Annotated in this window: 13 protein-coding genes; 5 read left to right on the top strand and 8 right to left on the bottom strand. The window is 72.3% G+C overall.

The window, feature by feature from the left end:
- Positions 1-72: 72 nt before the first annotated feature.
- Positions 73-648, top strand: coding sequence for a MarR family winged helix-turn-helix transcriptional regulator (locus ACIA73_RS23700; protein WP_399440657.1), 576 nt, complete (start codon positions 73-75; stop codon positions 646-648).
- Positions 649-839: 191 nt separating this feature from the next.
- Positions 840-1,994 (top strand): serine hydrolase domain-containing protein, encoded by a 1,155-nt coding sequence (locus tag ACIA73_RS23705; RefSeq protein WP_399440658.1) that lies wholly within the window; start codon positions 840-842, stop codon positions 1,992-1,994.
- A gap of 31 nt (positions 1,995-2,025) precedes the next feature.
- On the opposite strand, the gene ACIA73_RS23710 is transcribed toward ACIA73_RS23705, so the two are convergent.
- Both ACIA73_RS23710 and ACIA73_RS23715 read right to left on the bottom strand, forming a co-directional pair.
- Positions 2,026-2,793 (bottom strand): gamma-glutamyl-gamma-aminobutyrate hydrolase family protein, encoded by a 768-nt coding sequence (locus ACIA73_RS23710; protein WP_399440659.1) that lies wholly within the window; start codon positions 2,791-2,793, stop codon positions 2,026-2,028.
- Positions 2,778-4,310 carry an aldehyde dehydrogenase gene (locus tag ACIA73_RS23715; protein WP_399440660.1) on the bottom strand — a complete coding sequence of 511 codons (1,533 nt, stop codon included), beginning with the start codon at positions 4,308-4,310 and terminating at the stop codon, positions 2,778-2,780. Before ACIA73_RS23715 ends, ACIA73_RS23710 begins: the two co-directional genes overlap by 16 nt.
- 393 nt (positions 4,311-4,703) lie before the next feature.
- On the opposite strand from ACIA73_RS23715, the gene ACIA73_RS23720 reads away from it, so the two are divergent.
- Complete coding sequence (locus ACIA73_RS23720; RefSeq protein WP_399440661.1) at positions 4,704-6,854, top strand: GTPase-associated protein 1-related protein; 2,151 nt, start codon at positions 4,704-4,706, stop codon at positions 6,852-6,854.
- 165 nt (positions 6,855-7,019) lie between these two features.
- Here the strand turns inward: ACIA73_RS23720 and ACIA73_RS23725 are convergent, their stop codons facing one another.
- The 6 genes from ACIA73_RS23725 to ACIA73_RS23750 all read right to left on the bottom strand — a co-directional run bounded on the left by ACIA73_RS23725 (position 7,020) and on the right by ACIA73_RS23750 (position 13,053).
- Entirely contained in the window at positions 7,020-8,549 is a 1,530-nt protein-coding gene (locus tag ACIA73_RS23725) for a PepSY-associated TM helix domain-containing protein (RefSeq protein WP_399440662.1), read from the bottom strand.
- A gap of 57 nt (positions 8,550-8,606) precedes the next feature.
- A complete protein-coding gene (locus ACIA73_RS23730) occupies positions 8,607-9,338 on the bottom strand; it encodes a hypothetical protein (protein WP_399440663.1) in 732 nt (243 codons plus the stop codon).
- A gap of 183 nt (positions 9,339-9,521) precedes the next feature.
- Complete coding sequence (gene msrB, locus ACIA73_RS23735; protein WP_399440664.1) at positions 9,522-9,935, bottom strand: peptide-methionine (R)-S-oxide reductase MsrB; 414 nt, start codon at positions 9,933-9,935, stop codon at positions 9,522-9,524.
- A gap of 74 nt (positions 9,936-10,009) precedes the next feature.
- Positions 10,010-11,410, bottom strand: a complete 1,401-nt coding sequence (gene murC / locus ACIA73_RS23740; protein WP_399440665.1) for a UDP-N-acetylmuramate--L-alanine ligase — start codon at positions 11,408-11,410, stop codon at positions 10,010-10,012.
- A gap of 100 nt (positions 11,411-11,510) precedes the next feature.
- Entirely contained in the window at positions 11,511-11,981 is a 471-nt protein-coding gene (locus tag ACIA73_RS23745; RefSeq protein WP_399440666.1) for an indole-3-glycerol phosphate synthase, read from the bottom strand.
- Between the two features lie 247 nt (positions 11,982-12,228).
- Positions 12,229-13,053, bottom strand: a complete 825-nt coding sequence (locus tag ACIA73_RS23750) for a pyrimidine reductase family protein (RefSeq protein ID WP_399440667.1) — start codon at positions 13,051-13,053, stop codon at positions 12,229-12,231.
- A 46-nt stretch (positions 13,054-13,099) separates the two neighbouring features.
- Between ACIA73_RS23750 and zapE the strand changes: the two genes are divergently transcribed.
- Both zapE and ACIA73_RS23760 read left to right on the top strand, forming a co-directional pair.
- A complete protein-coding gene (gene zapE, locus ACIA73_RS23755; protein WP_399440668.1) occupies positions 13,100-14,191 on the top strand; it encodes a cell division protein ZapE in 1,092 nt (363 codons plus the stop codon).
- A gap of 143 nt (positions 14,192-14,334) precedes the next feature.
- Positions 14,335-14,760 carry an OsmC family protein gene (locus ACIA73_RS23760; RefSeq protein WP_399440669.1) on the top strand — a complete coding sequence of 142 codons (426 nt, stop codon included), beginning with the start codon at positions 14,335-14,337 and terminating at the stop codon, positions 14,758-14,760.
- Positions 14,761-14,769 lie beyond the last annotated feature (9 nt).

A 14,769-nucleotide genomic window follows, 5' to 3' on the forward strand; every position in this document is an offset into this window, starting at 1 on the left:
GGCCACCCGTACAATTTGGTACCGAACGACAAATGAGCCCGAAGAACGACCAACCAGCCCGAAGGAGAGCCTGTGCCCGGCCAGCGTTCCATCGTCGAGACCGAGAAGCTGGTCGAGTCCAAGCTCGGCGGCATCCCCATCCAGCACGAGCAGATGGCGGTCATCGCCAACATCCACCGCGCCGCCGCCGCCGTCCGCAGCCACTTCGAGAACTCGGTGCTGCGCGGCTCGGACCTCACCTGGACGGCGTTCGTGGTGCTGTGGGTGGTGTGGATCTGGGGCGAGCAGGAGACCCGGTACGTCGCCGAGGAGGCCGGCATCTCCAAGGGCACGCTGACCGGCGTGGCGAGAACCCTGGAGGGCCGCGGGCTGGTGCGGCGCACCAGCCACCCCTCCGACGGACGCCGGGTGCTGCTCAGCCTCACCGAGAAGGGCGAGGCGCTGATGCGCCGGGTCTTCCCCGAGCTGAACGCCGAAGAGGCTTTCGTGGCACAGCAGTTGGACGTCGACGAATGCAAGCGGACGGCGGACGCGCTGCGCCGCATCGTCGTCCAGGTGGAGGAGCACGGCGAGGAGCGCCGCCGTGAACTGCTCAACGGGGAGGATCCCGCGCCGCGCCGGAGCGGACGACGGGCGACGAAGCCGTAACTCATCCTTCCGACACGGGAGTTCGCGTCGCGCGGGGCGGCGCATCGCCGGACCGCGCAACCCCGCTGTCGCCCCAACCACACTGAGGGTGGCCCCAGTTGACCTTCTGACGCTGGCTGGATGGTGCGCCGCCCGTCGTGGCCCGCAAGCTGAGACCCGTTGCCACTTCCGCATACGAAAAAGGTCTCGCTATGGCGAAGCGCTCCCATCCCCGTCGGATCACCGCCGCGGTCGTCGTGACCGCATCCGCCCTGGCCCTCGCGGGCACCCTGACCACCTCCGCCGCGCAGCCCAGAACCGCGGCCGACCCGGTGCGCAGCGGCCTCGACCGGCTGGTGAACGAGACCGGGTATCCCGCCGCGCTGGCCGCGACCGCCGGCCGCGACGGGCGCACCCGCAACGCCGCCGCGGGCGTCGGGGACATCCGCACCGGGGCCAAGGCGCCGGTCGACGGGCACATCCGGGCCGCGAGCGTCACCAAGTCCTTCACCGCCGCCGTGGTCCTGCAACTCGTCGCCGAGGGCAAGGTCGCCCTGGACGGCCCGGTCGAGACGTACCTGCCGGGGCTGCTGCGCGGCGACGGCATCGACGGCCGCCGGATCACCGTGCGCCAACTGCTCCAGCACACCAGCGGGCTGCCCGAATACTCCCCGTACATCGGCGACTTCGTCACCACCCGCCACCGCTACCGCGACCCCCGCTCCCTGCTCGACCTCGCGCTGCGGCAGAAGGCGGCGTTCCCGCCCGGCAAGGGCTGGCAGTACACCAACACCGACTACGTGGTGGCCGGGCTGCTCGTCGAGCAGGTCACCGGGCGGCCGGTGGGCGAGGAGATCACCCGGCGGGTGATCGACCGGGTCGGGCTGCGGCACACCTCCTTCCCGGCCGTGGGCGACCAGCGCGTCCCGTACCCCCATCCGCGCGGCTACGCCTCGACGGAGCCCGGTGCGCCGCTGGTGGACGTCACCGAGATGGATCCGTCGTCGGGCTGGGCCGCCGGCGCCCTGATCACCACCCCGAGCGACCTGACCCGCTTCTTCCGTGCCCTGCTCGACGGCAGGGTGCTGAAGCCCGCCCAGCTCGCCGAGATGCGCAGGACCGTGGAGGTGCCGGCCGAGGCCGGGTACCCGAAGGGCACCCGGTTCGGGCTGGGGGTGGCCAGCAGGCCGTTGAGCTGCGGCGGCCTGATGTGGGGCCACGAGGGTGCCTACCTCGGCTACGCCACCGCTCCGGCCGCGACCGACGACGGCCGCGCCGCCGCCATCGCCGTCACCACCTACCCGGACGCCGCCCAGAAGGGCCGCCCCGAGATCCAGCGCCTGCTGGACACCGCTCTCTGCGACTGACCCGCGGATCAGCCCGCGGCGAGGGGGCAGGTCAGCAGTTCTGCCCGGCTGCGCGCACCAAGGCGTCGAACAGGCCCTGCTGGGCGGGGTCTTGGGCCGCGGTGTCCTCCGGGTGCCACTGAACGGCTGCGAACCAGCCGCGCCCCGAAGGGAGTTCGAGAGCCTCGATGGTGGAGTCGGCGGCGCGTGCGGTGACGCGCAGACCGGTGCCGAGCACCTCGATGCTCTGGTGGTGGTAGCAGGAGGCGTCCACCTTCTCGGCACCGGCGGCGCGCGCCACCGTCGAGCCCGGCTCGATCGCGACCCGGTGGACGAGGTGGCGGTGCTCGCGCTCGGGGCCGCCCATGTCCTGTCGCAGGGTGCCGGCGAGGGCGACGTTGACCACTTGGAGGCCGCGGCAGATCGCGAGCATCGGCAGGCCCGCGTCGAGGGTGGCGCGGGCGACGGCCAGATCGAAGGCGTCCTGCTCGTCGTCGACGTCGTAGACGCTCTCGTGGGTGTCGCCCGCGCCGTAGCGGTACGGGGCCAGGTCGCCGCCGCCGGGCAGCAGCACACCGTCGCAGCGCGCCAGTCGGGCCGCCACCTCGGTCCGGTCGGCCACGCCGCCGGGTGCGTGCGGGTGCAGCATGAAGGGCTCCGCACCCGCCCGCCAGACGGCATCGATCACCGCGCGGGCGGTGACCTCGGCGGCGTACCGCAGCGCGGAGGTCGACGCGGCGAACCTGTTCGGGACGGCGATCAGCGGGCGCGGCCGCACCGGGGCGGCCGCGCCCGCCCGGCCCCTCACAGCTGCATCCACGTCGTCTTGAGCTCGGTGTACTTCTCCAGGGCGTGTGCCGACTTGTCGCGCCCGTTGCCGGACTGCTTCATCCCGCCGAAGGGGACGGTGAGGTCGCCCTCCTCGTAACAGTTGACCCAGACCGTTCCGGCCCGCAGCTTGCGCGAGACCTGGTGCGCGGTGGTGAGGTCGGCGGTCCAGAGTCCGGCGGCGAGGCCGTAGTCGGTGTCGTTGGCCAGTTCCACGGCCTCGTCGACGGTGTCGAAGGTGAAGACGGACAGCACCGGACCGAAGATCTCCTCGCGGGCCAGCCGCGAGTCCCGGCCCACCCGGTCGAAGACGGTCGGCGCGAAGTAGGCCCCGCCGCTCTTCCCTTCACCCGCTGTGTCGCGTCCACTCCCCTCGTCGATCCGAACCCCGTCGACCCGCACCCCTCCGGTCCGCAGTCGGGCACCCTCCGCCTCGCCTGCGGCGACGTGTCCGGCCACCTTCGCCAGGTGCCGCTCCCCCGCCAGCGCACCCATCTCCGTGGCCGGGTCCAGCGGGTCGCCGACCTTCAGTGCCCGCGCCCGCGCGACGACCGCGTCCACCACCCGGTCCGCGACCAAGGAGTGCACCAGCAGCCGGGAGGGCGCCGTGCACATCTCGCCCTGGTTGAAGAAGATGCCCCAGGCGGCGGTGGCGGCGGCCCGGTCCAGGTCGGGGGCGTCGGGCAGCACGATGTTGGGCGACTTGCCGCCCAGCTCCAGCCAGACCCGCTTGAGGTTGGAGTCGGCGGCGTAGTGCAGGAAGTGACGGCCGACGGCGGTGGAGCCGGTGAAGGCGAGGACGTCGACGCCGGGATGCAGGCCGAGGGCGCGGCCCGCCGTGGGTCCGTCGCCCGCGACGACGTTCAGCACTCCGTCCGGCAGCCCCGCCTGCGTACCGAGACGGCCGAGCAACAGGGCGGACAGCGGGGAGAGTTCGGACGGTTTCAGTACGACGGTGCATCCGGCGGCCAGCGCCGGGGCGACCTTCCAGCCGGCCAGCGTGAGCGGGAAGTTCCACGGGACGACCGCGCCGACCACCCCGGCGGGCTCGCGGGTGACCAGGGCGAGGGCGTCGGGGGCGGTGTGCGGGGCCTCGTCGGTGAGCTTGTCGGCCAGACCGCCGTAGTAGCGGAAGGTGCTGACCAGGGCGCGCAGCTCGATGCCGTACGCGTCCGAGATGGTTTTGCCCATCTCCAGGCTGAGCGTCAGCGCGAGGTCCGCGCGCCGTTCGTCGACGAGATCCGCGAGCCGCAGCAGTACCCGGCCGCGCTCGGCGGGCGCGAGCCGGGGCCACGGCCCGTGGTCGAAGGCCCGGCGGGCGGCGGCGACCGCGAGGCCCACCTCGGCGGCCCCCGCATCGGCGACAGCGGTCAGCCGCCGGCCGTTACGGGGGGACACCACCGCGAACTCCGCGCCCCCGCCCGGCTCTTCGCGGCCGTCGATGTGATGCCCCGTGGGATGCCGCAGCGCCTCGGCCCGCAGCAGCCAGCCTTCGTATGAAATGTCCACTGTGGGGTACCTCCGTGGTTCACGACATGGCGCACGGCCCGGTTCGCGACGTCGGTCCTGGCTCCGCTTGCGACTTGGCGCGTACGCACCGGGCGGCTTCGCACTATTTCCATTTGAGCCCAAACGATAGGCGGACACGGGGAGCGGCCACAAGAGGCGGACCCGCACGGATTCACCCCCTCGCGCGGGCACTCTTACGTGCATGAAAATCCCGCAAAGCGCAGCAGGGGGCGCCCGGATCTGCTGGTATGGGTCCGTCGCAGGGAGTAGTGATCTTGGGTCGGCGAGGGGCGGGGTGCGAGACTTCTCGACGGCACAAGCGGTACAGGACGCCGGGCACGGTGTCGCACTCGCCCTAACCACCGCACCACGCACCGAGGGAGCGAACGACCGATGAGCCTGGCCCAGCTTCACTACACCTCGGCCGCCGGGTTCACGGCGGTCAGCCCCGAGGTCCCGGCCGACCTGCTCGACGAGGCGGAGGAGGTACTGGCGGCCTTCCCCGCCTCCGCCTTCTCCCTCAGCCAACTCTCCGACGGCAGTAGCCTGTTGAGCCGCACCAGCACCGACCCGGACACCGGCGGTGCGTACACCCACGCCGTCCATCTGCCCGCCGGCAGCAGACTGCCCGGCGGCGCACTGCCGGTCACCGCCTGGGATTCGCCGCGCTGGGGACAGCTGCCGCCGGGCCCGGGGGACGCGCTGCCCGTACTGGAGATCCTGACCCCGGCCGCCGGTTTCTTCGACCGGGACGGGCTGGCGGGTTTCGCTTCCGGGTGCGGGTCACGCCTCGCGGGCGTACTGGCGGACGTACGCAGCCTCTGCGAGGACCCCCGGGCGGAGCAGGTGGTGCTGATCGAGGAGGACCCGGCGGACATCGCGCGCTGGGTGGCGGTACTGGGCGCCGCACTGCCGCGCGAGCACGCGCACGGGCTGACCTTCACCACGTACGCGGAACGGCCGGAGCACGCGCTCCAGCAACTCGTCGGCACCTCACCGGATGTGGTGTTCCCTGCGTCGGGGTTCCGGGTGCACGGTGCGAAGGCCGCCCAGGACAGCACGGTGGACTCCTGGGCCAGGGTGGCGGCGCAGGTCTGGCTGGCCGGTCGGCCCGAACTCTTCAAGCGGGCCGCCGCCCAACCCTCCCTGCACGACGGCGAGTTCGAGGCCGGTCCGCTGGCCGCGACGGCGCTCGGTGCCGGGGTGCCGCTCGACTCCCTGGGACGTACGGCAGCGGCCTCCTGGGCCGAGGAGCACGCCGACGGGCTGAGCGCGGGCGACTGGCCGGCCCTGCTCGGCGCGCTCTGCGCCCCGGTCCCCGGCTCGCGCCCGGACGGCGAACTGGACGCCCTGGAGCGTCTCGCCGTCCGTATCGACGGCAAGGTCCCCGCCGAGACACTGGCCCCCCTGGCCGCCCTCCTGGCCACCGAGGACGACAACCCCGCCGCCGTCCCCGAACTCGCCCGCCAGCTCGCCAACGACCTCCTCGCCGACCCGGAGCGGGCACGCAGCGCGGCAGTCCGCGAAGCCCTCGCCCAGCACTCCTCGCTGCACGCCCAACTCCTGGTGCACCTGGACGAGTTGGCCCCCGACAACCCCTTCTCCCTGGTACGCCTCCTCCACACGGCGGACCTGATCCCCGGCGTGCCGGAGGGGCTCCCCCACCTCCGGATGTGCGCCGCCTTCCCCGAGCCGGGCGCGGAGTCGCAGACGGCCGGCGACCGGGACTCCACCCTGCACACCGTGCTGCGGGCCGCCGGGGTCTCCCCCATGGTCGAGCCGCTCGTGCTGCGCACCGGCTTCCGGCTGGTCTGGCCGGGCGACCTCCTCCCCACCCCGCAGGAAGCCCGCTGGATTCTCGGCGAGACCGGTTCGGACGCCCACCGCACGGCGGGCACCTATCCCGAACTGATCCGCTCCGCCCTCGAAGGCCCCGCCGACGACCCCGACGTCACCCCCCTCGCCACCGACCTGATCCGCGCCTTCCCGCACGAGATCGACGCCCGCCAGCTCGGCGCTCTGCGCCTGCTCGAATTCGCCGAGTCCCTCGCCGAGGGCCGCGCGGGCGCGGGCCCGGTCGCCACCGTGCTCACCCTGCGCTCGGCCGCCCACCCGGTGGAGGTTCCCGTCCTCCAGCGCGTCCTCGCCCTGCTCTCCCGCGACCTGCTCTCCGAACAGCGCCCCCTCGGCGAACTCAACGCGCTCGCCCGCTCCGCCGACCCCGACCTGCTCGGCGCGTACGCCGCCACCGCCCGCACCGCCACCGTCCAGGACCGGATCCGCACCACCCCGTCCTATCTGGCCGACTGCTTCACCGCCTGGAACTCCCACCCGGGCGCGAGCCCGCTGTGGGACGAGACCAGGACGGAACTCCTGGAGGAGGTACTGCGGGCCGCGCTCCAGCATCTGACCAGCCGTGAGATCAGCGTGGTGAGCGAGCACCTGGACCGCTCCGGCGGCACCCACGCGGCCGACTTCCGGTCCTGGCACCGCCCCGGCGGCGGCGCCTTCGGCAGGCTGGCGAGGCGCTTCGGGAGGCGGTGACGGGGCGGGCGGCACGGCAGCGGAGGAAGGGCGGCACGGAGAAGAGACAGCACGGAGGAGAGGCAGCGCGGAAAAGGGGGAGCACGGAGAGAGGGAGCCCTGGCGCAGCGCAGAACTCCCCCTCGGCCGTATCAGCCACAGCCCCTTCAGCCATGGCCGTACGGACTACGCCCGTGCTGTGGCGACCCTCCCCAGCACCGCATCGATCACCAGGAACGCCACCAGACTGACCCCCAGCATCGGCACGAACCAGCCCACCAGCGCGGTCACCGCGCAGAGCGGCAGCAGCCACGGAAGCGGCACCTTCCGCCGCGCCCCGCGCGGCGCGGGCCGCCCGGCGCCGGTCCTGCGGCCCTTCGTCGGCCTGCGCAGCCACCACATGCGGTAGCCCCACACGATGAGCAGGACCACGGCGAGGGCGAGGGCGGCGAGGGCCAGCTGGTTGACGACTCCGAGGAACACCCCGGTGTGCGCGTCGATGCCGAAGCGGGTCAGCTTGGCGAGCAACGGATAGTCCGCGAACCGCAGCTCACCGACCACCTTGCCGTCGTAGGGGTTGACGGCGACCGCGTCGAGGTGGACCGGGAACTGGGTGTCCGTCTCCTTGACGACGTACCCCTTCCCCTCGCCAGGCAGGGTCACCGCGAGCCTCCCCGCGACACCGGCGGCGCGCGCGGACGCGAGCACCTTGTCGATACCGACGTCCTCACCCACCTTGCCGACGACGCCCTGGCCCGAGTGCTCCGAGTGATCGCCGACCCCACCGGACCCGCCGGTCCCTCCAGAATCCCCGGACCCGCCGGTCCCACCAGATCCACCGGGCCCCCCGGAACCGCCTGGCGCGTCCGCCGTATTGGGCAGCCCGGCCTCGATCACGGGCGTCGATCCGCCCAGCTGCTCCCGTACCGAGGCGATGTTCTCGCCCGCGTACTTGGACCAGGTCAGGCCGGTCGCGGAGAGCAGAGCGAGTCCGAGCGCCGCCCACAGGCCGACGGAGCCGTGCCAGGTGAGCACCCGGCGCCGCCCCTTGGCGCCGCGTTCGGGCTTGAACAGGGCGCTCTTCGACGTACGCCTGCGACCGAACCACAGCAGCAGCCCGCCGAGCGCGACCACCCACAGCCAGCTGGCGGCCAGCTCGCTGTAGTTGCGGCCGAGGTCTCCGAGGTGGAGGTCCCGGTGCAGTTCGTCGAGCCAGGTACGCAGCGGCAGCGCACCCGAACTGCCGTAGCTGGCCAGCTTCCCGCGCACCTCGGCGGTGTACGGATCCACGAAGACCGCGAGGGACTTGCCCTCCGCGACCTCGGGGCCCGACATCAGCACGCGCGTGGTCGCACCGTCCTCCGGCGAGGGCCAGACGGCAGTCACCGTCCCTTGCGGATACGCCTTGCGGGCGGCCTCGACCTGTTCGGCGACCGGAACGCTCCGATCGCCGACCGGAACGCTCAGCTCATGGCTGTACACGATCTTCTCCGCCTGGAAGGAGAGCGCGTAGAGCAGCCCACTGGCCGCAGCGACCAGCAGGAACGGGGCTATCAGCAGCCCCGCGTAGAAGTGCACCCGAAGGACGAGCGGCCGCAGCGCACTCCACCCGGGCCGTGCCGCCCGGGCCTGGGACACCCCGGCGGCCTCCGCCGCACCCTGCCCCTCGTCTTGTTCCTCTTCTTGTTCTCTTTGTACTGGAATACCAGTGTTCATGGTGATCCTGAGGCTTCGTACGGACATGGGGAAATCGACCCCAGGCCAGACGACGCGTCAGACGGCTGCTGCTCCGGGGGCCGTGACAGGAAATGCCGGAGAGCCGGGCGGACCGCGCCGCGAGAGTGAGTACGCGAGTACCACGCCGTGCATACGGGAGGGGCGGGGACGGACCCGCCGCCGTACCGGAACCTTCGGCTCAGGCAGCCGCACCACCGCCAGCACCAGCCGCACCGGCACGAAGGCCCGGTGCCCGACAGCCCCGGCGATCCGGAAGAACGAAGCCTCCGCCCGAGCCAGCCAGAGCGCACAGAGAGCCGCCGCCAGCACATGCGCGGCCATCATCCCCAGCGCGCCGTGCCCGGCCGCCCCCGCCGCCTCCAGCGCACCGTCCGCCCCCATGCCCATGGCCTCGTGCCCGGCATGCGCGTACCCGGACCCCTGCCCCTGCCCACCCCCGTGCCCACCCCCGTGCCCACCCGCTGAATGGGCCTGCGCTCCCCCGAACACCACATGCAGCACCCCCTGATCCGCGAGCAGCCCACCCCCCATGGACAGCGCCCCCCGCTGCCGTCCACCCCCGCACCAAGCGAGCACACCGGTCACCCCGAAGGCCACCAGCAGCCCACCCAGCGGAATGTCCCGTCCGGACATGTGCGCGTGTCCCGCCGCCGCCAGCGTCACGCACACCGCCGCGAACACCAGAGCCCGCAGCACCCGCACCGGCGATCCGGCCCGCGTCACGGCGGACGCCGTCAGCGTCCCCCCGGCTCCCCCCAGCACCCCCACGGCCCCCCTCAGCTCTCCCTCGGACCCCTCGGGTCCTCCTCCGGCACCTCAGTATCCGCTCAGCCGGACACCTCGCCGCCCCCGGCCGGCCACTGCTGTACGAACGCACGAACGCCGCCCCACTGAACAGCGGGACGGCGTTCGCACGTCAGGAATCGGCAGGTCCGGCAGAACCGGCAGGGCTCAGCTCGCGCCCTCGTCCGGCGTCAGCCGCAGCGAGATGGAGTTGATGCAGTACCGCTGGTCCGTCGGCGTCGGGTACCCCTCGCCCTCGAAGACGTGCCCCAGGTGCGAGCCGCACCGCGCGCACCGCACCTCGGTGCGGGCCATGCCGTGCGAGGTGTCGGAGATCAGCTCGACGGCGTCGGTGTCCTTGGGGTCGTAGAAGGACGGCCAGCCGCAGTGCGAGGCGAATTTCGTGTCCGAGCGGAAGAGTTCGGCGTCGCAGGCGCGGCAGGAGTAGACACCGGTGGTCTTGGTGTCGGTGTATTCGCCACGGAACGCGGGCTCGGTTCCGGCCTGGCGCAGGACGGCGTACTCGGCGGGGGTGAGTTCCTCGCGCCACTGCTCGTCGGGCTTCTCGATGTCGTACGGCATGGTGTGTGTCCCCTTACTTCTGCGCGAGGCCTACTTCTGTGCCTGGCTTACTTCTGTGCCTGGCGGGCCAGGATCTACTTCTGCGCGAGCCGGGCCAGGATCTCCGGGCCGAGGTCGGTCACGTCGCCCGCGCCCATGGTGAGAACCAGGTCGCCGGGGCGGGACATTCCCGCGATGACGTCGGGGATCGTGGCGGCGTCCGGGACGGCGGTCACGTCCGCGTCGGCGGCCTTGGCGGCGTCGACGATCAGGGCGCTGGTGATGCCGGGGATCGGGTCCTCGCGGGCCGGGTAGATGTCGAGGACGACCGAGGCGTCCGCGAGGGCGAGGGCCTCGCCCATCTCCTTGCCGAGTTCCTGGGTGCGGGAGAAGAGGTGGGGCTGGAAGACCACCAGGAGGCGGGAGTCGGAGGGGACGGCTCCGCGCATGGCTTCCAGGTCGGCGGTCATCTCGGTGGGGTGGTGGGCGTACGAGTCGATCACCTGGACGCCGGACTCCTCGCCCTTGAGCTGGAGGCGACGCTTGACGCCCGTGTACTTGCCGAGGGCGGAGGCCAGGTTGTGGGCCGGCAGGCCGAGGGCGACTCCGGCGGCGAGGGCGGCGACCGCGTTGTGGGCGTAGTGGGCGCCGGGGACGGAGACGGTGAAGGTGAGGAACTTGCCGTTGAGCAGGACCGTCACCTCGCTCGCCAGACCGCGCGGGGTGATCTTGTGGACGCGGACGTCGGCCTGGGCGGAGTCGCCGTAGGTGACGATGTTGAGCAGTTCGTTGGCGCGCAGGCGGGTGGCGAGCTCGACCGCGCCGGCCTGGTCGGCGTTGATGACCAGCGTGCCGCCGGGGACGATCTTGCCGGCGAAAGTCTCGAAGGACTCGTAGATCTCGTCCATCGAGGCGTAGTTCGCGTGGTGGTCGAGTTCGACGTTGAGGACGATGGCGACCTGGGGGTCGTACTTCTGGAAGCTGCGGTCGCTCTCGTCGGCCTCGGCGACGAAGATGTCCCCCTCGCCGTGCAGGGCGTTGGTGCCGGGGCCCGCGAGGTCGCCGCCGATGGCGTACGAGGGGTCCAGACCCATCTCGGTGAGGGCGACGGCCAGCATCGAGGTGGTGGTCGTCTTGCCGTGGGTGCCGGCGACGGCGATGGCGCGGGTGCCGTCCATCAGGGAGGCGAGAGCGTCGGAGCGGTGGACGACCGGGATGTCCAGCTCGGCGGCGCGCACCAGTTCGGGGTTGTCGGCGCGGATCGCGGAGGAGACGACCACGCTGGTGGCGTCGTCGGCGAGGTTGCCGGCCGCGTGCCCGATGTGGACGGTGGCGCCGAGCGCGCGCAGGGATGCGGCGGTGCCGGACTCCTTGGCGTCGCTGCCCGCGACCTTGGCGCCACGCTGGGCGAGGATCTTGGCGATGCCCGACATTCCGGCGCCCCCGATGCCGATGAAGTGCGGTCGGTCAAGGGCGGTGGGGATACCGGGTGCCATGCGTCAGTCTCCAGATGGTGCGGCGGGTGTACGGGGTGGCTGCCGCCCCCGGCGGAGGGCGGGATTCCGGGGAACCCGTCCGCACCGGGGGCGCCTCAGCCTATTCGCTGTGCGAGAAGAGCTTGAGCACCGGTACGCCGACCTTGTGGCGTGCCTGCGAAGCCCAGTCGCGGTGGAAGAACTCCTCCACGTAGTGCGGCGCCGTCAGCACGATGACCTCGTCCGCGCCGGTCTCCTCGACCACGGACTTCAGCAGGTCCAGCGGGTGGTCCTCGACGATCCGGCCGACCGCCTCGCTGCCCGCCTGGCGCAGCGCCGCCAGGGAGACCGCCATCGCCTTCTCGGCCATGGGCCTGGCCTGCGCGCCCTCGGGCTCGTCGCCCTCGTGGACGGCTTCGTCCAGCTCGCCCAGGGCCACGTCGTCGATGGCTCTGAGCAGTACGTCAGCCTGGTCGCCGCGCGGCTGCATCAGCACCACGAACGAGATCTCCTCGTCGCCGTGCAGGGTCGTCACGAACTCCACGTCGGCCGCCGTGAGGGGCTTCTCGATCATCAATACGCTCGTGAACATGTCCGGGCGCCCTTTCTCTTCTCCGACCGTTACGCCTGTACGTCGCGGCCCTGGGCCGGGGCGCCTGCGCGCCCGGCCGCTGCGAAACCCTGCGGAAACCATCCTTCCCCGTACGCACACGAGGACCGCCAGGTAAGTGTGCCCAACGGAAGCTAAGCGGAACGGTGAATTCCGCCTTGCTGATCCGCAAGGAGAATCCGGTCGATGCCAGCTCCGGACTTACAGTGTCGAATGATCCACTACTGGGTCAATTCCGACGGTACTGGGTGAACAGGAACCCGGCCTCCTCCAGCACCGACGCCAGCGCGAACCGCTCCGGAACCGCCGGCCCGGGCCCGTCCGAGATCCGCTGGGCCCGCCCCGCGGTGAGCATCGGCGACACCGTCAGGCACAGCTCGTCCAGCACCCCGTCCGCGATGAACTGGGCGAGCAGTCGCGGCCCGCCCTCGGTGAGCTGCCTGCGCAGCCCCCGGTCGGCCAGCGCCCGTACCGCCTTGTCCATCTGCACCCGGGCGCCGTCCCCCGCGATCAGCACCTCGGCACCGGCCTCCCGGGCGGCCCGGATGCGGTCGAGGGGGGCGGTGGCCCCGGTCAGGACCAGGGTGGGGACGAGCGGGGAGGTGAAGAGGGGCAGGGTGAAGTCCAGGTCGAGGCTCGCGCTGACCACCGCGATGGCGGGGGCGGGGGCCTGGCCTGCGGCCTTGCGGCGCTCGGCGAAGGCTTCGCGGGCGCGGGCCGGGCGGTAGCCCTCCAGGCGTACCGTTTCCGCACCGACCACGACGACATCGGCGAGAGCGCGCAGGGTGCCGAAGATACGCATGTCGGTATCGCCGGAAATCGGCTGGGAACGGCCGTCGTGCTGGGCCGCCCCGTCCAGCGAGGAGACCATGTTGGCGCGCAGCCAGACCTCGGCGTCCTCGGGGTACGCATAGGCATCGGCCAGCTCGTCGAGGTCCCACGCGTGATCACCGGCGGGAGCGGTCCCGGGGGCGGCCCCGGAGGCGGCACTGGAGGCGGCCCCGGGGGCGGCACTGGAGGATGTCACTTCGGTCACAGGGAACAGGCGTCGCATGCGGGCAGTCTGGCACGGCACGCCGGGGCCCTTAAGGTGGACGGTTGTGTCGTCCTCCACCGCCGCTCAGGGGCCCGGCCCCATATCCGAAGCGGCTCCGTTGTCCTTGTGCGCCCGTGAGCCGCACGTCCCCGCCGACCGCCTGGTCGCCGAGATGGTGCCGCCGCCGCGCTTCGACGCGGTGCGCTTCGACACGTACATCCCGGACCCCGGTCAGCCCAGCCAGCCCGAGGCCGTACGGGTGCTCAGCGGCTTCGCCGCGGGCCTCGGCGCCCCGGCGGACGGGGGCGCCAAGCGCCGCTGGTTCGGGAAGAAGCCCGAGAAGAAGGCGGCCGGTCCGCGCGGGGTCTACCTCGACGGCGGTTACGGCGTCGGCAAGACCCACCTGCTCGCCTCGCTGTGGCACGCGACGCCCGCCGAGCCGTCGCTGAAGGCCTTCGGGACGTTCGTGGAGCTGACCAATCTGGTCGGCGCGCTCGGCTTCCAGCAGACGGTGCGGACGCTGAGCGGGCACCGGCTGCTGTGCATCGACGAGTTCGAGCTGGACGACCCGGGCGACACGGTCCTGGTGTCCTCGCTGCTCAGCAGGCTGGTGGAGCAGGGCGTCGCACTGGCCGCGACCTCCAACACGCTGCCCGGCAAGCTCGGCGAGGGCCGGTTCGCCTCCGCGGACTTCCTCCGCGAGATCCAGGGCCTGTCCGCCCACTTCCGGCCGCTGCGCATCGACGGTGAGGACTACCGCCACCGCGGGCTGCCCGAAGCGCCGCCTCCGTACAGCGACGAGCAGGTCGAGAAGGCGGCGTACGCGACCGCGGGCGCCAGCCTGGACGGCTTCCCGGCGCTCCTCGACCACCTGGCGAAGGTCCATCCGAGCCGGTACGGAGCCCTCACCGACGACCTGAGGGCGGTCTGCCTGACCGGGGTGACCCCGGTGCCCGACCAGTCGACGGCGTTGCGACTGGTGGTGCTCGCGGACCGGCTGTACGACCGCGAGGTGCCGGTGCTGGCGTCCGGGGTGCCGTTCGACCAGCTCTTCAGCGAGGAGATGCTGAACGGCGGCTACCGCAAGAAGTACTTCCGGGCGATCTCCCGGCTGACGGCCCTCGCCCGGGACGCCAAGGGGCTGGTGGCGGAGTAGCGGAGCCGCGAGGGCCCGGTGGTGGCGCTGGGCCGTTCGGGTCCGCACGGACGCTTGCGGCGCAGTAGGTTGGGGCGGTCGGCGGCCGGAGGAAACGCCCCGGTCTGTCGCACCACCCGACCACTGCTGAAGGGACCGCCGTCATGGCCACCGTCCGTACCGCACACACCGTCTGGGAAGGCGAGCTCCTCAAGGGCTCCGGCACCGTCTCGTTCGACTCCTCCGGCATCGCCGACCAGGCCGTTTCCTGGCCCTCGCGCGCTGAGAAGGCGAACGGGAGGACCAGCCCCGAGGAGCTGATCGCCGCCGCCCACTCCAGCTGCTTCTCGATGGCGCTGTCGCACGGGCTGACCGGAGCGGGCACCCCGCCCACCCGCCTGGAGACCAAGGCGGACGTCACCTTCCAGCCCGGCGAGGGCATCACCGGCATCCACCTCACCGTGCGCGGCGAGGTCCCGGGCCTGGACGCCGACGGCTTCAGGGCCGCCGCCGAGGACGCCAAGAAGAACTGCCCGGTGAGCCAGGCACTGACCGGCACGACCATCACGCTGACGGTCGAATCCGTCTGATACCCGGGC

It is taken from the genome of Streptomyces sp. NPDC051561 (genome assembly GCF_044454195.1).
Taxonomy (GTDB): domain Bacteria; phylum Actinomycetota; class Actinomycetes; order Streptomycetales; family Streptomycetaceae; genus Streptomyces.